The sequence below is a fragment of the Moorena sp. SIOASIH genome (assembly GCF_010671925.1).
GTDB lineage: Bacteria > Cyanobacteriota > Cyanobacteriia > Cyanobacteriales > Coleofasciculaceae > Moorena.
Map to the genome: position 1 here is coordinate 220,751 of NZ_JAAHIH010000001.1, position 21,607 is coordinate 242,357.

At 45.5% G+C, this 21,607-nt stretch carries 8 protein-coding genes; 3 read left to right on the forward strand and 5 right to left on the reverse strand.

Annotation, left to right across the window (positions count from 1 at the left end; genetic code table 11):
- Nucleotides 1-45: 45 nt before the first annotated feature.
- A complete protein-coding gene (locus F6J90_RS01040; protein ID WP_293090684.1) occupies nucleotides 46-300 on the reverse strand; it encodes a hypothetical protein in 255 nt (84 codons plus the stop codon).
- Nucleotides 301-1,032: 732 nt separating this feature from the next.
- On the opposite strand from F6J90_RS01040, the gene F6J90_RS01045 reads away from it, so the two are divergent.
- From F6J90_RS01045 to F6J90_RS01055, 3 genes are all read left to right on the forward strand, one after another.
- Nucleotides 1,033-1,380 carry a hypothetical protein gene (locus F6J90_RS01045; RefSeq protein WP_293090685.1) on the forward strand — a complete coding sequence of 116 codons (348 nt, stop codon included), beginning with the start codon at nucleotides 1,033-1,035 and terminating at the stop codon, nucleotides 1,378-1,380.
- A 7-nt stretch (nucleotides 1,381-1,387) separates the two neighbouring features.
- Entirely contained in the window at nucleotides 1,388-1,531 is a 144-nt protein-coding gene (locus F6J90_RS01050; RefSeq protein ID WP_293090686.1) for a hypothetical protein, read from the forward strand.
- Between the two features lie 72 nt (nucleotides 1,532-1,603).
- The gene (locus tag F6J90_RS01055) at nucleotides 1,604-1,846 is read left to right on the forward strand and encodes a hypothetical protein (RefSeq protein WP_293090687.1); all 243 of its coding nucleotides are present in this window, start codon (nucleotides 1,604-1,606) and stop codon (nucleotides 1,844-1,846) included.
- A gap of 400 nt (nucleotides 1,847-2,246) precedes the next feature.
- Here F6J90_RS01055 and F6J90_RS01060 read toward each other — a convergent pair whose 3' ends face one another.
- The 4 genes from F6J90_RS01060 to F6J90_RS01075 all read right to left on the reverse strand — a co-directional run bounded on the left by F6J90_RS01060 (nucleotide 2,247) and on the right by F6J90_RS01075 (nucleotide 21,505).
- Nucleotides 2,247-2,831, reverse strand: coding sequence for a hypothetical protein (locus F6J90_RS01060; RefSeq protein ID WP_293090688.1), 585 nt, complete (start codon nucleotides 2,829-2,831; stop codon nucleotides 2,247-2,249).
- Between the two features lie 112 nt (nucleotides 2,832-2,943).
- Entirely contained in the window at nucleotides 2,944-5,157 is a 2,214-nt protein-coding gene (locus F6J90_RS01065; RefSeq protein ID WP_293090689.1) for a Hint domain-containing protein, read from the reverse strand.
- A gap of 349 nt (nucleotides 5,158-5,506) precedes the next feature.
- A complete protein-coding gene (locus F6J90_RS01070; RefSeq protein WP_293090690.1) occupies nucleotides 5,507-13,957 on the reverse strand; it encodes a neuraminidase-like domain-containing protein in 8,451 nt (2,816 codons plus the stop codon).
- A gap of 372 nt (nucleotides 13,958-14,329) precedes the next feature.
- Nucleotides 14,330-21,505 (reverse strand): SpvB/TcaC N-terminal domain-containing protein, encoded by a 7,176-nt coding sequence (locus F6J90_RS01075; protein ID WP_293090691.1) that lies wholly within the window; start codon nucleotides 21,503-21,505, stop codon nucleotides 14,330-14,332.
- Nucleotides 21,506-21,607 lie beyond the last annotated feature (102 nt).

The window sequence follows — 21,607 nt, forward strand, 5'->3', positions numbered from 1 at the left end:
ATTTGATTTTTGGGCTAGGGGGGGAACCCCCCCTACTAAGTTAGTCTAATCTAGAATTATGTACTTCGTCATAGTCGTGATGAATTCGCCAGGAATTCCAGTGGGCTGAAGGGGGCTCCAGTCCGTAATTTGGGCATAACGCAGTGCAGAAAGGGTATACATGGTGTTGCTTATTGCCCGGCGGGACCCCTTCAGAATATGCTGAACGGGGTATTTTTTTTGGAAAGGTTCCTGAGGAGTATTACTAGGAGTGATATCCTCAGGATTATTTTCTTGATTCGGGCGAAAGTTGTCAGGCATAGTTCAAAATTGGTTTTGAAGTGTATATTATAATCATAACGATTATAATAAAAAGTGTCAAGGGTTTTTATAATTTTTTTTTGAGGGGCAATTGAAATAAATCGTACGGTAATGGAATGGAAATTGTAAAAAAAAAGGGGTTCAATTCCGTCAGTTGGATTTGATTTCGGTGCGTTACACTGTCGTTAACGCACCCTACGAGATATGCGATTGAGCGTTCGCGCAGCGTCGGGCTTTGCCCGAAAGATCATGCTACCGTAACGCACTAATTTAAAACCGTTATATAGCGTTTCTAGTAGCTATGAGGTACACATTATTTTTTCCCTCTTCCCTCTTCCCTTCCCCTCCTGGGAGGGGTTAGGGCGTGTCTTCAAACTTGGAGATCCCCCTAAATCCCCCTTAAAAAAGGGGGACTTTGAGTATGGCTCCCCCCTTTTTTAAGGGGGGCTGGGGGGGATCATAATCTTGCGGAAAACTTTGAAAACACGCCCTAGGGGTGGATTCCTCTTCTCTGCTCCCTGCTCCCTGCTCCCTGCTCCCTGCTCCCTGCTCCCTGCTCCCTAAAAACCAAAAATTTGTACCTCACAAGTCGTAGAATTGCTATACATTTGAGATGTTAATATAGAATGAAACACTTTAGGGAACAGAGAACTGCTTCAACTTTGCTCCTTTGGACTTTGCCTCTACTCCTAGTCAGTATCGCCAATTCACCAAGCAACTCACAAAGCAACTATGAAAAAACCAACCTTAGATACAGCCTCTAGAAAAACGACTGAAGAAAATCCCGAAGAAATACGCCAAAAATTTACCGCTCTTGCTTCCCAAGGTCGTCAAGAAGTAGAGGCGTTATCCTCGACTGTCGAAATGTCAAAACATCCTGCTTATCAAGAAATCATCAAGATGGGAGAAGGGGTAATTCCTTTTTTATTGGAAGATTTGCAGCAAAACCCACTCTATTGGCTGCCTGCTTTACGTCAGATTACCCAAGAAAACCCAGTTCTGCCAGAAGAACGGGGAAAAATCAAACAAATGGCTCAAGCATGGTTAAATTGGGGAAGACAAAAGGGTTATATTGCTTGAGTTTTCCATGGGAGAAGCTATACACTTAGAATTACGTTTTCCTAATTTAGCGCGGACTCAATATACTGTCACCAGTCCAAAATCCCAAGAATATAACTGTTTTGCTTGGGTGGCTGGCGATCGCGAAAGATGGTGGCAACCTACCCCATAAGATGAGTTTTATTGGGTTGAAGGCGTACCGAAAGAAGAAACATTATCAGCCTATGTTCAAGCCTATCGAACATTGGGTTATACACCATGCCAGAGCGAGTTAACAGAGTCGGGTTATGAGAAAATTGCCCTATATGTTGACGATCGCGGCATTCCTATCCATGCAGCCAAACAATTACCTAATGGCAAATGGTCAAGTAAATTGGGCTGGTTAGAAGATATAGAGCACGAATTGGAAGGATTAGTCAGCGATCGCTATGGGAAAGTTGGGCAAATTGGGCAACGGGTCAGTAGAGAAAGTGAAAAAACAGTATAGGCGATCGCGCCAGCAAGCAAAAGCCAAGTAGATCCCACTTGTTGCTTGCAATCTCAATTACTTTTTGGTAATATTATTAATAATGGGTAAGGTGTGCACATATAAACTATTCTCCCCAACTTCAACCTTAACCACTTATTCCCAACAGGCTGTAGGGGCGTAGCATTTAGGCGATAACTTAAGCAGGTAGTCCCGGTGTAGATCAATCCAAATGCTACGCCCAACCGTAGGCGGGCTGAGGGTGTTTATTGAGGGCGTAACTGGCAAGATCAGCGATCGCACGCACTGGTATAGTCCCTATTGCTTAACGGCAGTTGTGTTAAGCTGTATACAATCCAATTTAATCAAGTGTTCACCATCTGCTGACGCAGAACACAACGAGGTTGCCGCATAAGCATTCTTAATTCTTCATTCTTAATTCTTCATTCCGCGCAGCGGCACTAGGTTTTCCCCATCGAGTCATACCTGCTGCTGTCGGATGTTTATCGGGACAAGATTCAGTAGTAAGTCGAATTTTCTTACCCACGTTGCAGCCGCAGAGTTGGCAAACTTTATCGCCTGTTCTCTGACCAACTTTCTGAGAAACTTTTCCAGAAGGAATCAGCTTTTGAACTAACTTTTCGGGAGCAAGGAGATTGGGGCAAGCTAAACAGGCATTTTCTCTTCTTTCTAGGACTTCATCATCTACTACCGAAAAGCCAGTCTTTGCCCATCTAAGAAGAGCTTGACCCGCTTTACCAACCAGTTCTATATTTGATTTCTCTTCTGGGACTGGTTCTGAGAGTTTGATTTGAGGCGGGTTTGCCAGTAAATAGTTAAGGAAAGTCGGTTGTTGACGAGAAACAAGTAAATTATGAGCGTAGGTTTCATCCTCCGTCGCTGCTTGCAACACCCTAGGGGATACAGGTTCACTTAATCCTAGGACTTGGGCAAATTCCCAGCATTTTTGCTCTACTTGTTGGTCTGCTTTGGAAATAGTTGTCATTGTTTGTATCTCTTGATTGATGACTGGAGTTTAGAATAAACTGGTTAATTTGAATTGGATTGGGAACATCGCGGAAAATTTAGAAACCCACGATGTTCCGTTCAGACGTTAACTAGACCAACCTGAATTTGGTCGTATTGGTTTCTAGATCGAGGGTGGAGCCATTTGCTGCCTTCACATGCTGGGCAACAGTTAGGGTATATTCCACATTTCGTTCGATTTGTGCGCTCAACACTACCACTGATGGGTCATCCTGGCTGACTTGAGCCGTGAAAACTTTGGCTGCTGGTTCGAGTTCGTAATCGTCCTCATCCATAGCTGTTTGCGGGTCAACATCGATATTGAAAGAGACCAGGATGCTAGCACCAGCATGGAGCAGGACGTAGCGGACTTGTTCGAGCAGTAGTTTCCGCTGGTTTTCGGGTTGACCGGCGAACAGGAAAGACAGATCCCGGTCGAGGTTAAAGCTGGCATGAAGAACCCCTTGGGTATCTAGGATTTGATGCTCTTGGAGCTGCCGAACAACCTCCTGGGCCATTTGGATGTCAATGTCGTAGGTAATGAAAGAACTGGGTTGCAGTTGGGGTGGAGAGGCAGTGGCATCAGTCAACTGCAATCCCCCTAGGGTAGGACCGCCGATTCCAGGAGGTGGGAAATCCGCAGCATACGCTGCATCCATTGCATCAAGACGAGTCTCAATTGAGGGACTATAGGGGTCGCTTTCATACCGACTGTTTCGTGGAGTGATGTTGTGAAATATGGTTTTCTCAATCTGCTTGAGACCCTTTGCAAATACTTGATTAGCTGTAGCACCATAGTAAAGCTCTCCTAAAGTAGATAACATGTAATAATCCGCCATTCCCACAGAGGTATATCCGTTGTAGTCATGAGGTTCTATTTTATGGAGTCTGGTGACTAGGTGAGACACGATGACTGATAGGCCCTCTTGGAGCAACCCCTTGATGCGGGTGAGACCCCCAGAAACAACAACGATTTTCCGACCGTATTGGGTGAAAGCGTAAGCATTTGGTTCTAATCGTCCTATGTCGTGGTAAAACACAATATCCTGATAAAATACACCATAGAGTCTCAAGATGTATTTCACCATGGAATTCACGGTTGGGACTTCACTGAAACTGTAGCGGTCTGCGTTGTCACTGACATCGAGCGCTTGCGGAGAACTGATAAACTTGGCAGTTGTTTCAGGAATGCTAGCAACCCGTGTCCCGTGAACATAGAACTTCCGCTTTTGAAGAGACGTGACTGTTTTCTGGGGTTCGGTAGCCGTAACAGGAATTGCCTGTGATTGAGTCGCCTCAGATTCCACAGGGAGAACCGCAGGAGTCGCCTGGGATTTAAAGAAAGCGTAGTGACCCGTTGCCAATTCAGTGTTTGCCTTTTCGTATGCCGAAGTTCCGATTTTGGGCAGGTCGTCGTGATTGACAATCAAGTCCTTTTCCTTGAGTTGATCTGCGTGAATCTGTAGATTAAAGTCCCCTGATACAACCCCTTCGCTCAGAAGTAGATGACCGCTAATATCCCCTGTGAATTCCTTGTTAGTAGCAATGTGGTGTACGCCCCCTTCATATTCCCCAATGCTAACTTCATGAATGGGCACGGGTTCGCCTTGATCCGATACCAGTTGGTCTTTTCCGGGAACCAAATACTCTGCCCGTTTAAGTTTACCTGACGGCAGGAGAAACAAATGGTCGGGGGTGACAATAATTGACCGATCATTACCATGATGGATATAGACCATGGCTGACTGATGGCTATCCGGGCCTGTCCCTTGGCTAAAGGAGACTTTGGCCGTTAACCATTTGAGCTTGATGCCATTGTCTTGAGATTCTAGATCGGCTGTCAATACTTTATTGCCGACGCTGAAATCTTGAATGAATTTAAAGCCTCCGCTGGGAACAGCGATCTTGGTGTTGAAAGCAAAGCAAGAGCAGCAGCAAGAGCAGGAAAGTGGATACCAACTGTCTCCTTGCTTTATGCATTTCCTTCCTCTGTAAGGCTTAGATTCAGAGGGGTTATCCACATTCACACAGATAACTGAAGGGTAAGGTTGAAGATAATTCTTAGGATTGCAATTTGGGATAGGCTTCTTGTTCGCGTCTATACACCTGCATCGACTGTGAGCTATAGGTGATATGTCGGCGTGATCTTGACAGTGTTGTTGTGGGCAGACAAGCGGAAAGGGAGCATTTGACTTAAAACTATCGCTCTCTAAATCATCCTCGGGGATATTTTTCCAGTCTACCTGCAAGATTTCTTTTGCATTCTGACCATAGGCACCTTTAACAGCCTCTATACATGTTGTCATAGCCTTAAGTATTCTCCTTAAATTCTCTTGGATAAAGTTGCTAATTTGGGGAAATGATAATGATACATATTACCCCTTAAGTAAGTGTCTTAGAAGGTAACAATCTCTAAGATTGGACTTATCAAAGACCTTCGATTGAAAAGCAAGCTTTTGCTCCCGTAGAGCTTGACCTGCTTTACCAACCCGTTCTAGATTGGATTTTTCGGTTGTGCCAATATCTGGCTCGCAATCGGAGCGGAGGCGCTCTCGATTGGCTGTGATTTGCCAGCAAATCTACTTCTGGTTCTACTTTGACAGTAGCCGTCATCGTTCTCCTGTTATTTTATTGATGTCGAATCAGGGGACAGTTCTAAGAACTGAGCTTCTCAAACACATTCGATTGATAGAAAAGAATAACCGTCAAATCCAGCAGAGAATGGGGGTTTAACTGACCGCTATCAAGTAACTCTGTCGGTGTATTAGTTATTTTGAAGGTCAGCTTGCAGGTTTCTCCCGACAAAGAGAGGACGATCCGACCAAAGTTATTCTTAATGGGAACTTGCTCCTCCGAATGGCCCTTAAGTTGCAGAGCCACAAAATGGGTAGTCGGCTTCTTATCCGAAACTTTGATACTTTCTGAGGTTTGCAACACCACTGCCGCTTCAGTTAAAGTTACGTCCTTAAGGTTAGGGAGAAGCCTTTTATCCGTAACGGGGAAGCTAATTTCCTGAACGCCGCTCTGCGGTGGGGTACTTATGAACTGATGCCATGCTGCTGGAAAAGCCTGCTTGAGGTCAAATTGTTTAGCCAGAGTATAGGGATAGGGCGGACTTTCCGAAGACAGCAATCCCTTGACCTCGTTAGCAAACTTACTTCCGCCGTCTTGAGCAGTATATTGCACTTTGATAATGATATCAGAGATGCTGCTGAAGTCGATCCGATTTGTTTCCGGTGGCAGAGAAAGAGTCCACTTAGAAACTGCTCCAGTGCCTTCAAAAGGTAAATACATTTCATCCCGGAAGTCCAAGACGAACAGACCAGCATCATCAATGCCCCGCGATAACGCGATTTGTTGGTTTCTCAACCAGTTTTCCCTCAATGAACCGTCTGGAACATTTTGGTGATTTCGAGGATCTAATACATGTTGGACTGCTTTGAAATCGGGTTTGAGAACGACCGTGTTGCTATTTTGTACGAGGGTCGCGTTGATATTTTGATAAGGACCCACAACGGCTGGGACAGAAATGGAAATGGACTTAATCTTCCGGCAGTAATGACCGGGGAAATCGAAGTCAAAAAGTTTCTCGCTGAGTTCAAAGGAGAGTTCCCCTTGTTTGGCACTATTAACGCCCCATTTGAATTCCATAAACTTTTGGGGATCGAGATGGAGAAGCGAGATGGTTTTTTCGATTTCCAGAGAACGACCGCTGTTTTCAATATAAGCTTTCTCCATTTGCTGTAAGGCTAGCATTAAACCTTCCCCAGCCAAAAGACCTTTGTTACGGTCTTCCCAGTAGTTAAAATCGAGAAATACATCGCTGCGATTAAGTTCATTTTGGTAGGTAATCTGGGCAGCCATAGCCATACTCAGAGCCATTTTATAGGTCTGGAAGTAGAGCGTTGAGAGGCGCCCAACCATCCACTGGTACAGGTCTTCGTTACTGAATTTGCTTTTCAGGAAGTCCTCATATTCATCAGCTTGTTGGATAGTCTTCTGATGGATTTCCAGTTCTCGCTGTAGAATAGCCACCCGGACTTCATTGGCGAGAATGCTTTTTTCGACTTGTTCGATTTCGTATGCCGCACTATCCCGTTGCAGTTCCCATTCTTCCCGCCGACGCTCGTATTGAGATCTGGTGCTAATCATCCCTGCTCCTTGATTGAGTGTTCCAGCAATACCATCCGCTATGGCAGCGCCACAGTTGATCGCCATACCAAAGTCCATGCCACCATTGGCAAGCCCAAAGGTGTTGGGAGTGAGATAACCAGCTATAGCCAAGCCATGAATTGCGATTGCGACATCTTGGGAAATGACTGCAGCCCCCCGCATTGCCAGATCCGTGATTTCCCGTTCGTTCATGTTTTCGTCGTAGAGTTTTTGATAGTGTTCCTGCCGGTTCTGGGCATTGCTTTTGCTTTCTTGCAGGGAAGCTATCGTCTGTTGGATTTCCTCGATCTGCTTTTCTTTGATCGCGGTTGTGATGTTCAGGATATTTTTTTCCTGAGTCGCTCGTAACCGCGCCAAGCTTTCAGTATCCTTTTTCTCTAGCGCTGCTAGCAAGGCGTTTCCGAGTTGAGAAACCGTAGCAGTGAAGTTTTTAGCCCGCTCCATTGTAAAGCTGAAACGGTAATGAGGAATTTCTGGCTGACCTCTGGTAATGAAATCCAAGACATCGCTTCCGGCAGCTGCTGCCTTAACTAACTGAGCCGGATCGATAGGTGGTTGGAACAGAGGAAGCGGTTGTTTTACTCCTTTAATATTCAGGCAGTGACGAATTTTGAATAACCGATCTTCTACGCGATCCCAATAAGCAAGGAACTTTTCATTTTCTGGAATTCCAAAGTAGGCATCAACTTCATTGATTGGACTGGAGACCAAAGCGAGACTGTTGGCTGGGGAGTCCTCATCTTCGAGGGAGATTAAGAATTGAGAAATCTCATCTTCGTATTTCTTGCGAATACTTTCAAAACTAGCTGGGGCATCGGTGCTGCACTTGCCTAAGTTTTCCGGTCTTTCTCCCAGCAAGTTGTAGGCGTAGATGTAAAGCATCGTGGCCGTGGTGATTGATTCCCAACTGTATTGGGCGAAGAGAGAGTCTCCCCAATCGAGCAAGTTGTCAATATATTGCATCACCACGGCTTTTTCGTAGGCACCGATACGAAGTCGGGCAATGGCGTGGGGATCGAAAGGATTTTTGTTGTAGGCAGCAATTTGATCGGGGTTCTGGAGCTGGCCGCGAAGCGATTCTAGGGTATGGTTGCGGAAAGGCTGAAATTGCCAGAAGCGGGCTACTTGACTACTGAGCTGCTTATTAAGCAGAATGTTTTTGATTGATTGGATCTGGGCTTCATTTAAGATATTGCCCAAGAATCGTTTTAAATCTTTATCTTTAGTGAAGGTCGAACTCACCAGTCCGTCCTCAGTAATGATTTTCTGATTCTTCAGGATCTCATAAATCCGTCGGGAATCACGGGTTCCAATGGTTGGGGTCACGAAAGAATCCTCTTGCATTGGCTCCTCTGGAAGTGTGGGATTGAAGATATATTGAAACCACTTTTCAGCATCGCGAAACTGCTGATTGCCATTCAACTGGTTCGCGACGTAGAGAGGGGTATGGAAAAAGAGTTCCCAATAGTAAAGCCCATAAGCACCAGCGAAATCCACTTGTCCGCCATCGATTGCTTCGGGAGCAACCACGCGGAGGTCTGAAAATTGGAAGCGATCGAAAGGTAATTCTGCTTCCACCGGAATTTGTTGAGAACTTAAGTTCAGCAGTTTATCAATACCCCCAGTTAAAAGGGTCGAGCTTAACCGATGTACCGCTGCAGTGGTCAAACGGGTAGCTTTGAATTTGAATTCGCAAATGGCATATCCTCGATCCTTACTCTCAAAGAAACCAAGGGATGACGGAAAGGCACTTTGATACAAAGTATCAACCACATGCCGAACCTTATTCTCCTTGTGAGGTTGATCTGTTAGGATATTCCTTAGCTCTTGGGTGAGTTCGTAGAAATCAATCTCCGCCTCCAGACGACCATTCTCATCAAGATAGCCAGCGTTTTGCAACTCCTTGTAAATAGTCTCAGAGGCTGTTTTTTCGATATCGACATCCGTCGCTTTATTGATGAAAGAATCCTCCTTAAATATCGGCTGGTGCATGAGAATGTTGAGGACTCCTGGAACCCATTCTCGTTTGTGGGGTTGATCCTGGAGAATCTCATTGAGGTCCTTGCGAAGACTGTCCAGAGTGGTAAATGTTGCCAAACGTCCGTCTTCATTTAAATCATCGTAATTCATCAGTTCCCGATAGATTGTTTCAGAGGCTGTTACTTCGATATCCAGCGGTTTAGACACGAATGAATGGGAGTTGAAAATCCTATCTGAATTAAAGAGGGCGCGACTGATAGAAGGGACTTTTTTCTGATCGTCGAGCAGCAAGAATGACTCTTTATCGCCATTAAAGACAAAAGCTGCAGGATGGCCTTTTACCGTAAATAGTTTATAATTTTGACTCCTCATGGCAGAGGAAAGCCAGGGTGTGCCATAAGCTTGATACATAACTCGCAGAACGTGTTTAACCTTACCCTCCAGCTTGGGCTGTTCCTTCAGGAGATCATTCACATCCTTGGCTAGCAAGGTAAAGTCCATGTCTGAAGGTACCGTCCCATCAGGATTTATATCTCCATACGTATCCTTTAATTGATTGTAAATCATCTGCGAACCAGTTGCGTCAAGATCAACATCTTTATCTGGAGAAACAAATGAATCCTCCTTGAGCTGAATTGGAAGTCTGACCCCGGCTGGTTTGCTGATTCCGTCAGCAGTGTAGTTATCATGGATGATGCTATCTGTCGAAATTAGATTCAGCCGACCTGATGATTTATCGATCTCCGGTCGGAAAAAGGTACTGCTTTTCGGCGATTCTTGCTTGAGGAAGAGAAATTCATCTGGATTGACGAGGAAACTGACTTCCAAGGCATCGTCGATCGCGATGGCGTTAAAAACTGGCAGATAACCCCTGTAATTATTTTCTTGAGTCCACTTCAAGTGTTGAACTGTCTTGTAAAGCTGGTCCTCAAACTGCTTAACGGTGGTATCTGTTGCCGTAGGAGCGTCATCGCTGATTTCACCATAGTTAGCATCAGTGTCAATCATAGGACCGTAAAGCAGGACGATTTTCTCAAATTTATTAGCACCAGACCCTAAGACAAAATAACGATTCTTCTCAATCTTCAGGGCATAAACCTTCTGCAACCATACCTTATTCGTATCAAAAAAGTCGTCGGGAAACAGAGTCTTCTGGCTGGAGCGGTATTGGCTCTCATCAACAGAAATAACCATATCTTGGACTAAAGTTTGGGGTTGAACCCATCCCCCACTAAAATTGGAAAAAGTATACTTTATGGTTGCTTTCTGAATGACAGTCTTCTCATTTGAATTTTTCTCGTCATACTTCTTCAGTTCGACCCAAAAGACAAACAGCTTGCTAAAGGCATAAATCGGAGTAATCTGCTCGGCTTCAATTGGGATATCAATTTGATGCCATTCCGACCAGATGCCTTCCTTCTCTTGAATAAGATAGTAGTAGGTATAAGGCTCAGTCTCGGTGCGAGCGAATAGGAATAAGGTAGGAGCATCATCTCGCGTCTCATCGCTGATATTGCAATAATAGGCATCAACGTATTTTAGCTTGGCTAATTCCGCGAAACTTTCGAGGTATGTTTTATCAGCCTCCCCTACCATTTCTTTCGTAATATTTCCTTGCTTAAGCTGGCTCTCCAGATCCTTAAACAAGGTGGTTTTAGATTGCCGATAAGCCGGATCGATATAGTTCTCTGGGTACAGGAAAATTTTCCGGTTAGCTTCCCAAACACGATAGTTTATCAACCATTCCCACCAAATATCCGGTATCTCAAAATTCTCAATACCTGGTTCTAATTGCTGCCGACAGCGATTTAAATAGAGCTGAGTGGCATTGAGTGCTTCTTTGATATAAGAAATGCTGGCGCAGCCACTCATCTCCACATCAATCAGCAGGTACTCGTACAAATTCCGCGTATTTTTGACCCACTTAGTCTCTGGGTTTTTAGCCAGTTCTACCAAAGCGGTGCCAATTAAGGCAGTGCGTTTTAGCTCCTGCTCCTTTCCGTCAATCTGTGCGTAAAATTTCTCCCAGTTATCAGTAGCATAACGCGCCCGAACAGCTGCCAACAGATTGTCTGCTGCGGTTTGGTAATCATCCCAATGAGTGTCTGCAAGCTTGCCCGCTAAACCTTGCAAGTATTGTAGGAAGGCAACGTCCGTACCAGTTTTCGCCACCAACTCAAATACTGATTGGAGCTGATAGAGCCGTTCTATCTGGTTACTATTCGTCAAAACACCCAGTAAGGTTTCGCTCTGAGCTTTGTCCCAACCACTAATTTCAGATAATTTCTCGGCTGCTGTACCTGTCCGATTATTCTCGATGTCGTCTAAATAGGCAATCAGACTACCTGTAGTATCCTCAAATTCTACAACCAATTGCTTAAATCGGAATATATCGAGAACATTCCCAAGGGTTAACTGTTCGAGGTTTGTAATTCCGTAGGCAGCAGGATGGGATTTAATACTGCCAAGTTCGCCTACAGTTAGACGGAGCTTGCGGACTACAACCAACCATCGGGATAAATTTTCCAGGATAGTCTTTGCCTCGTCCTTTTGAGATTTATCTAGGAAAATTGGAATAATATCTATCGGGTTCTTATTGAGAAGGGACAAGACTGCCTCTATCTCAGGAGTTCGACTGTTAAATAATGTAGCGATTTGTTCGATCAGTTTTTCGCTTTTTTCTTTGTCCCGATCGGTTTGCTCCTTAGCATTGCTAGTAACCAATTTTGGTAAGGTTTGCAGCCATCGATCTACATCCTGCTGCCGATAAAGAGGATTAACGGATGGACTGGGTTTACCGCCGTTGATAATGTATTCGACTTCAAAGACATTTAAACCAGAACGCTGTAAGCGATCGGCAGTTTCGGCAATGGTTTTGATGTCTTCTGTACTCAGAACGAGTTGTTTTTTCTGCGTCTGCTGTAGTAACTGCAAGTATTGAGCAATTGGTGGTTGCTCACCGCGCTTATTGCTAACTAGCGATGCCAATTTAGCATGGCGGTAGAGGGCAGAGAGATTGCTCACTGTTAAAGGGATTGGATGACTTGAATCAAAAAGCGCCTTCGCTAAGGCAACCAATTCATCCTGGCGCAGACCGACTCCTGCTGCTACCCAAACAGTTAGTTTGCGATTATTGTCGTCATTGGCACCGATCGTCCATTGTTGGATATCATCAGTGTATGTTGGATTTAAGCGGTAGTGTGTAGACCCTTCATCTTTAGGATGATAGGTATTTATCCCAGAAGCGTTAAACACCAGATCGAAAGGTGCTTCAGATTGAGGGTCTTCTTCTCCTTGTCCGTAGGTCTTGAGATCGAACAGCAGTGCAGTGACTGTGGCAACCGAAGTATTGAGTTTTGCTTGAAGTGCCTTAGTCTTGGCGATCGCTTTCAAGGTTGGCTCGTTTATGGCAGGCGTACCCTGGTTAACGCAGTGAAGTACCCAGTCCAGTTCCTCAAAAGTCCAATCCAGCTTTGCTGCTAAACGCAAGAAACGGTTGATTCGATCCAGAGCAGGGTTCTCCAAATTCTCAATGGTCTGGGCTTCGTCTTCTTTGATTTGAAGCAGTTTAGAAAGTCCATGATTGATAAAAAACTGCCCATTTAATCCAGCTTTTATTTCGGCTTCCGAGAGATTTTGATATAACAGATCGCGCAGCTCCACGAACTTGAGACCAGTCTGCTGACGAAAGATTTCGACATTGCTCAACGTATTCAGAGCTGAAACGCCATAATATTTTTTCAGGGTCGCTTCATCAGGGGTATCTGTAGCAGTTAATAGCTGCCATTCTTCTCGGGACAGTCCCAGAGACTCTGCTGCAACAAAAGACTCATCTGTTGGCAATGCAGTGTAGATATTAGCTAGCTCGACTTTCAATTGCTGTAGATAGATACGCATTCGTTCTAAGGGCAACTGAAGTGGTAATGCAAAAGGATAATATCGCTGTGCCAAAACTTTGTAGATATCTTCGGGTTCTCCCAAAGATTTTTTGACAAGAGCTTCCAGACGTTCATTCACAATCTGAAGATAGGGCATTTCATGGTTCGTATTTTCGCAAGTAAGCAGGATTTTTTCCAGATCTGGTCGGCGATCCGACAACTGCATTTTTTCTGGAATTGTCTGTTGATTGGGTTTAGTAACGTATTTGTCTATAATCCTCATCAAATCGACAAAATACGCTGCCGGACCAAAGATTGATTTGCAATGCTTGCACTCACAGTAGTTCAAGCTACCGAATATATCTTGATAACCAGGTAGTCCTGCAAAATGCTGGGAGATATCTTCTGAAATATTGCTTGTCCGTAATAATCGAGTATGAGGAGCAGTTAAATCTCTAGCTGTTGCTAGGAGATGACTGATGCGTGCGACCTTGCTAGCTGCATTACGATGAACCAGACGAGCTGTTTCTTCATTGCTAAATTTGTCGCCGAATTCTTGTACGAAGTGGTGTTCCGAAAAACTGGCAACGCGATGAGCCGAGTCCAATCGATCGTCAAACTGCCCAATGAGTTGCTTGGGTTCAGCTAGAGGTTGTTCGGTAACTGAAGCAACTGTCGCAGTTGCTTCGGGAACTGAGGGAGTTGCCGCATCGACAGTTGCTTCGGTAACTGAGGGAGTTGCCTCAGCGACAGGTGCTTCGGGAACTGGGGCAGCATCGACAGGTGCTTCGGGAACTGGGGCAGCATCGACAGGTGCTTCGAAAACTGAGGCAGTTGCAGCAGCTCTTTCTGAGACTGGTAATTTTTTTGGTAGCGTTTGACCTACATCTGGATGTAAAGAAAGCAACCGCCGAGCCTTTTTCAATTCTTTTACAGAAGCAGACTTTTGGGCGTCATCATAATCGGCTGGCCAGTTTAGATCTTGTAACGTTTGAGTATTGTTCAGGTTTAGATCCAGAAGATCGAGATTAGGATTGTTTTGATAAAACTTTTCTAGAGTTTCTGTTGTTGACATCTTGCTTGCTCCTTTAAATTATTAGCAGTGTTTATTTTTAATTACAGATTACGTTTTTCGGCTTTGTACTAGCTTTCAGTTTTTATGCCTAAGGTCTAGTCCAATAGTCTTAGATGGGTTTTAGGCGATCGCTAATCCGATCCTGCTCCAAGCCTTCCCAATTTAATGCCGTCACAGCATTGTTATCGAAAAAGTTGAAAGTTTTTAGGTCGAATTCGGGGTTGCGATCGCAGAATGGTTTGAGGATTTCATTGTTTTTTTTTAATTGCAGTTAAATTTGACATTTTTGGCTTATTTTTTTGAGGTTTAAGTTTGGTTGGATTGCGGTGCGTTAACGATATTGTAACACACCCTACGAGGGAATGTTTGTCATTAGTGGTTCTTTTTGTTGTATAAGTACAAAGGAGCATTACTTTTGTTTCGCAGCTTCTTATAGCGATCAGTTGATGCATATTTAGTTCCCACAAAATCCATTGATATTACGCCAGGATTACGCCGAGAATTCATACTAGCTTCTTCCAACCCCTCAGCAACCTGTTGATGAGAAGTAGAAGCCAGAGATTTTAGACCCAGCCAGGCTTTAGGCGTACCAAGCACTTTGAGAGATGGTGGGATCAAGGCTGGCAAGTTAGTCTGGGAGACTAGGATTCTTCCTTCTGGGTTTTCTTTGTTGATTCCTTTGATTAAATGCTTAACAAGCTGTTTAGGTTTCGGTGTCTTTCCCCAGCCACCATAGGTATTTTTTCCATATTCAAAGATATAGTCTTTTGCACTAGGGGTGTTTCTAATGCTGAAACTCGCATGGTGTCCTAAAATCCCGATGTTTTTTCCAGCGTGAACAGATTCCCCAATTGTCACTTCTCCTAATCTCTTAGTTTGTGCCCCTGAAATTAAATTGTTTTTCAGTTGTTTAACTGTATCTGCCAGAAAAAAACTGATATCTACTGGACTATCCTTGCCTTGATCAAAATGGAACTTAAACAAAAAAAGCCTCTCTGGATGATTTTTTGCGTAAGTGAACAGATCTGCAAGTGGTTCTATGGCAGAACCGGGAGCATTGAATCCTTTAATAAGCCCTTGCAACTTTTCTTCCCCATGATAAAATTTCCACTCTCCGGCTCGATTGGTTCGGACTCTCAGGTCAAAATATTGCACCCCTACTTCTGCTTGTTCCGTTAGACTAAGGTGCTGACATCTGCTAATAGACTCCATATTTCTGATGTTATAGGTACCCGCATCATGAGCACCTAACATGGCTATATCTGCTATTCTTGTGCTGCTTAAAAGCAGTTGGTTATTTACCCCTGTTCGACCATCTGGGTCTATCAATGTAATCGGATTATTCTGTACCATGGAATATATATTTAGCCCACCTGCTGCACCAGATGGATCGGGATTAAGCCAGCGTCCAAACCAAGGAGCATAATACCGAGCACCATAGTAATAGAGACTTGAGGTATCATCCCGTTCTTTAGTAGAGTAGCGGTAGGTTTTGGCCTCAACTTCCCCCTCATTGCTCCCAGCAATTAAAGCTGTGCCCCCATAGGGCAGATACTCCTCATAACTGAGAGTTTCTCCTTGGTGATCTAGCTCTAATGCCACTGAGCCGAGGTGGTTACTCAGTTGATAGCGCAACGTTGTGTTCTTGGCGTCTTGATAGCACAGGGTTATAGCTGCATGACCATCACTCCGAAAACGCAGATTCCTTGCCACCACCTGCCCCTGTGCATTCTGTTGCAACTCCAGCGCTCCCAGGTAAAGGGTGTCCCTCACTTCACCATCTGGGGTTTCCGTCACCTTACGCACCCGCTGCCCCGCTCCATCATAGAGATAATATTCTGAGTTGGTTATGGCTCTGTCTGCCCCAACCTCCACCGCAGCCAGATGATCTTGACAGTTCCACCGCAACTGCTGCAACTGTTGAGATCGCAACAAATTGCCGTGGCCATCATAAAAATCATCCACCTGGTCTGGAGCAGTCGCCAGGGTCTTCAGCACTGCCCGGTTCGATGTAGCTGCTGTTTGCATCTCACGGGTCCAGGAATGACTACCCGTCGTATCATGTTGGATCTGAGTCAAGTTACCCCCAATATCATAGGTATATTTCTGGGTATATGGCTCCAGCACAGGGCTGTTATCCAACCTCAGAAAGCGACTTTGTTTAAAGGCTGTCGGATCTTTGTATTCTTCTCCCGTCAACTCTGGATGTTGCCGACCCGTTGCCACAGTCAGCCGATAGAGGGGGTCGTAAGTATAATCACTCAAAGCCTCGACATCAGACTGGTTACTCAATATCTGTTGATGGCTCTGATCCCGTAAACGGGTGATATTGCCCACCGGATCATAGGCATAGTCAATCCTTTGCAGCCAAGTGCTGCCATCAGGGGCAACCGTTTCCAGATGGGTCAACCGGAAGGTTTCTGGCTCATATTGATAGGTAGTGACAACACTGTTGCCATAGTTAATTTGGGTGCGTTGCCCTCGGGCATTATAAGCTAAGTCAGTAATCAGAGGCTGCTCTTGACTACCATCACTCAGGGTGACATAGAGTTGCTGCAGCCAGCCTTCTGGATGATAGACTAAAGTTTCTCTGCTCTGGTCTGGATGAGTTGTGGTGATGGTCTGTCCTAGGGCATTGTAGGTGGTCTCTGAGCTAAAATCTTTGGATTCGAGCTCTACCGAGTCTAGAGTCTGCCAGTCTACTTCAGCCTTGTACTCCCTACGAATTTCCCGTCGCACCCGACGCAAAGCCCCTTTAATGTCATACAAATCGAAATGCACCACCCCTGCCGAATCGTAGTGGCGCACCACCTGACCCCGTAGATTCTTGATTGTAGGATTCGCCTCAGTTTCGCCATAGTCCAGGCGCTCAACTACTTGATCCAAGCTGAGTCCAGCACCATCATCTCCCTGTACCCGCACCTCTACAGGACGTTGCAACTGATCATAGGTTGTGGTAAAATGAAAGCCTCGCTGATTCCAGTGATGAATCGGTTGCCCCAACACATTAGACAGATTCCACCGCTCCCCTGCATCGGCACTCCAGGCATATATCACTTCCCCAGCCATGGTGTAGGTCTGTCTAAAATTATCCAGTCCCTGGGGATATAAACGGGGGTCAGCGCTAGCAAGTTGGTTGCCAGAAATATCCAAGGCAACGTAGGTTTCCAGTTTCTCCCCTCGACCAGCATCAGCAGTGAGCATCTCCCGCGTCAAAAAAGTACGACCCTGATTATCCAGCACCAACTCTGTGGGAGTCTGGTCATGGACTTCGGTTTTGGTCAGGGCATCTTGCTCATCATCTGGCAACCCGTTGTTATTATTCTCAAGATAATAGGGGGACGCTTTAAGCGTATCATTAGCATCATAGTGCAGTGAGTGCCAAGGGGTAAACTCTACCTTGGAGAAGAAGCCTTTAGGCGTATCCACACGAATAGGACGGGCGAGGGGATCGTAGTGTATAACCGAAGTTACCCCATGTTCCGTCACAACTGCTTCTGGTTCATAATCTGCCGTAGTGCTGTAAAATGGCTCGTATTGCTTGATGGGCAACCCCTTGTTGTTGTAGACTCTTCGCCCAGATACAAGCCAGCGTTCAGGAGCATCAACCTCAGTGAGCTCTTTGTCCACCAGAGTAAAAGCGGGCTCTGGACTGGATTGGAATTTGGTTTGCAGGGCACGACCCAGCCCGTCGGAATAGGCCACTTGAATCCGAATGCTGGTGGTGTCTCCGTCTTCCAAATCAGCAACGTGAGTTTCCCGCATAAGCTGGATGGAGCGGGGAGGCTGGGAATCTTCTTGCCGGGCATCTACGTCGTAAAAGAAATAGGTGGTTGCTGACTGGAGGTAGGCATCCGGTTGAGCCAGAATAGCATCAAAACTGGCATCCGCGACAAGTTGATAATCCTTCAGGGGCGAATCCCCTTGCACTGTACCATTTTCTGTGCCATAGATTGTGGTGGCAATCACCAAGCCTAAAGGATCAAAGAGGACTTCCGATACATTATCGTTGGTATCTGTTACTTTCCAAGGGGCAAGCACCTGATAATCAATTTCTGTCTGGGTGACATTGCCCAAGGCATCCGTCACAGTTTGCGGCAAGAGTAAGTAACGATCGTATTGCAGAGTTGTGGCTACACCGAAGGCATCTTCTACCTGGTGGAGTAAATAATAACTCTCCCCATCCAAATAAAATTGAATTGAGCCAGGATTCCACCAATAGCCCTCGGCCTGTTGGTATCCTCCATCTGCCAACAGAGTATTGAGGGTTTGTGTTTTCCCACCCAAAACTTCTGTAATCTGGGCTGCTGTAAATTCAGCGGTTTCTACATGGTGACTGAGGGCTAGGGCAGAAGTTCCGCGCGGTTTTAGGAAATCGGTTTTATCTTGATTCCAGTAGTAATAACGATTCCAGGAAAGTAAACGGGCTTGGAGCGTTGCACCACCAAGGCTCTGTCCAAAGGGAATCTCGTTGGCTAAGGCTTGATTAACCTGGGCCAACACTTGCTCAAAGCTAAAATAAGAGGATGCTCCAACAGTTAAACCGCCGATTTCCAAGGCTTTTTCTTCAGCAGGAATGCCCAATAAATAGAAATCGTCAACGGTGTGGATGAATTGAGTGGTGGAGGCGATCGCTCTCAATGTTACCTGCTCAGACAACGCTGACCCAGCAGTCGATCGCCGGGGATAAAAAATCTGACAGGTTTTTGTCGGGTAACCATAGGCATCCACCTCCAGAGTAAATGCATGGCTGATCCGTGGATCGACGGGGTTACGCTCGTAGTCATAGCTGAGGCTTTCCCGGGGGCTCACCAAGCAGACTGGGTACTTATGATGCGATCGCGGCTGAATTATCCGAACCCGATAATTGTTCTCTGTAACAGTATAGGGGTGAGGGGCAAGATCAGGATTTTGATCCCCATCTAAGGCATACACTTCCTGTCGCAAAACCTGACCATGCAAAGCCCGCGACGCTTCCCGCAGGGCATCGGTTTCCGGTTCCAGGCCAGGGTTTTCTAGGCTGCTATCTGGCAGGTCATGGGCCTCAGAATCCCCACCATAATAATCTTCCCCATAGTAACGGGAGAGCGCTTCCCCTGGGCGGGAAGCACCGACATGATACCAAGTCTTGACATAAACTGGCGGTACATGGAGTTCCGGGGCACTTTGCACAAACGGCATCTCTCCATGCAGATCCCCAAGATTAAAATGGTCATAGGTTTCACTGTCCCACCGCTCCACCAGGCCAAAACCGCGAAATTCCCGCTCTACTGGATCAAAATAGCCCTCATGATAGGCATAACGGGAAACAAATTTAGCTCCGGAAATCTGGTCAATGGTTTCGGTTTTTGCTAACAAATGCACCGGGAAGTGCAACCGCGTTTTCCAAGGCTTTCCGGCTTTTTTGTCATCAAGATAAAACTGGGTTGAGGCTTGGTAGTGAAACCGGGTAGTTGTGCCCAGATTGTTGGCATAGCTAATTAAGAGGTGCGGTTTTTGACCCGCGCAAAAATCGTAGTATTGATGGCGCAAGCTCAGATCCGGATTACGGCTGCTCAGAACCAGACAGGTGGTGCCATTACCCAATACATCCGCGAATTGCAACTGAACCAAATTGTCATAGGGCTGGGGCAGCAGCAGGGAAAAGGGTTTGCTGAAACGATTGCCACCTTGATTGTAGTAGATGTCGATGCGATCGCTTTTCACATACAATATATCTGCTGTCCCGGAACCATCAATATCCGCTAAAAACAACCGGGATATATCGAAGTCTATGCCAAAGCTTGGTGCATTGCCCAAGGTGACTTTTTTGCCAAACTTACCGTAGCCCAAGGAAGGCCAGCATTCTACCGCACCATTGCTGATTCTGACTAAATGCTGCCTCCCGGTACCAAAAATATCTGCAAACCGCAAGGCTTCCGTGTGATCGCCTTTCTTCTCTAAAGGCAAATCAGGTTCCGGCTGCTGTATAATATGTACATCAAAACCTGCTTTCCCCTTTCCCGGATAAACCTTGACGCGATCGCCTTCTAAGCGCAACAAGTCTAACAACCCATCCCCAGTAATATCCGTCAATTGACTGTCCGGGTCTAGATATTCGTTGGGAAAGGCGGGAAAGGTTTGGAAACTCTGCCAAGTGCGATCGCTTTTTACTTCGTAGTATCCCGAAACATTGGGACTACTGACCACTAAGTCTAATTGACCGTTACCCGTTAAATCGATTAACTGTTGGTTATTGGTTTTCCCATAAGCGATCGGCAAGGATTGAGGAGTTTGGGGAGGGTTATATCTTACTGCTTTACTTCCCTCACCATTAGCTGCCGGTTCCCAATATCGGGTCGAGGTGCCGTCGTTGTACAAAACTCCCGGAATGCCTTCCCCGTATAAATCCAGGATTTGATACTCATAGGATATCAAACCGGGCAAAAACCGACTGTCCTCTTCTAGGAATGGTTCAAATTCCTGTCCTTCCAGATTAAATTGAGTATATTGAAATTCCAGAGGTGGTAAACTCTTAGTTTGATACTTAACGTTTTCATAACGATACCCGATCGACTCGACAGCCTTTAATAAAGTAAGATTAGAACTTTCTTGATAATCGAAGTGCGTGGCGTGGACTAGTACCGGTTCGCTGTGCAATTCCGTAAAGTTGTGGAACATTAAAACGTTACGGCACAGGCGATGGGTACGAATTTCAAACCCGGCATGATAGGTGGAAAATGGGTCTTTGCGACTTTTCCATTCTCCAATTGAATAAGTATAGGGTTTAGTCTTATTGCTTGGGTCGATCTGGTACTCACCATAGTCAAAGACTACTTCAAAATGCCACTCAACACTACTCAGGTTATCTCCTGGTTGTGGTTGCAGCGGTTGGTAGTTACCATACTGAATCTTTTCTAGATATTTATTAGCTGTTTGCGTCCGGTTTACTTCGTAAATCTCTTGGGTAAAACCCTCGGTATTTTCTGGTTTATATTTATAGACAATACAATTTCCTTTAGCATCAAAGCTCTCTTCTAGCAACCATGCAAAGACGTGATTTTCGTTGTCCGGGTCAGAGATTCTGGCTTGAGCCGTTTTACCATATCTACTAGTGATATTATCCTTACTGATGACCTGCCAAAAGGATGAACCCGTCGTGGGATCGCACCAATGTTCAATTTTGGCGAATAACCCTTCAGTGCGAGGGCAGTAACGAGTAATATCGAAACTTCCTTTAGTTCGATTACCTACCGGTACCAAATCATCAGCATTGGAGAGAATAAAGGTATCAGTGCCATCGTATTTGGGCAGTCCTTTCGAGGTTTTGCGGGAAATATTAGGAACCGACAGAGCAAACCCTAAACCAAAAGTACCATTTCCGGAACCGGAACTATACTCCACACTCAACTGCGGTTCAAAACCCCGGCAAGGAGTTGTCGGAATCGGAATCGATAGGGCAGCCGTGCCCGTAAACTCGTTAGCCTGAAAGGTTTCTCCAATTCCCTGAATCGCTCCACCGCCTTTGGGTAAAGACAGTTGGGTTGTGGTGATTTTGCTATTTTCCATAACACTCTTGATGACCCAATTGATGACCGAAGTTATGATTGTTTCATTTGGCTCTTGGAGTAGTCGCTGTCACAATCCTAAATACCACCATCCAGAGCGTTT

Bases quoted from the DNA above. Each gene is read 5' to 3' on its own strand.
- F6J90_RS01070 (WP_293090690.1), bottom strand. From the start codon at position 13,957: ATGTCAACAACAGAAACTCTAGAAAAGTTTTATCAAAACAATCCTAAT.
- F6J90_RS01050 (WP_293090686.1), top strand. From the start codon at position 1,388: ATGGGAGAAGCTATACACTTAGAATTACGTTTTCCTAATTTAGCGCGG.
- F6J90_RS01040 (WP_293090684.1), bottom strand. From the start codon at position 300: ATGCCTGACAACTTTCGCCCGAATCAAGAAAATAATCCTGAGGATATC.
- F6J90_RS01060 (WP_293090688.1), bottom strand. From the start codon at position 2,831: ATGACAACTATTTCCAAAGCAGACCAACAAGTAGAGCAAAAATGCTGG.
- F6J90_RS01075 (WP_293090691.1), bottom strand. From the start codon at position 21,505: ATGGAAAATAGCAAAATCACCACAACCCAACTGTCTTTACCCAAAGGC.
- F6J90_RS01045 (WP_293090685.1), top strand. From the start codon at position 1,033: ATGAAAAAACCAACCTTAGATACAGCCTCTAGAAAAACGACTGAAGAA.
- F6J90_RS01065 (WP_293090689.1), bottom strand. From the start codon at position 5,157: ATGACAACATGTATAGAGGCTGTTAAAGGTGCCTATGGTCAGAATGCA.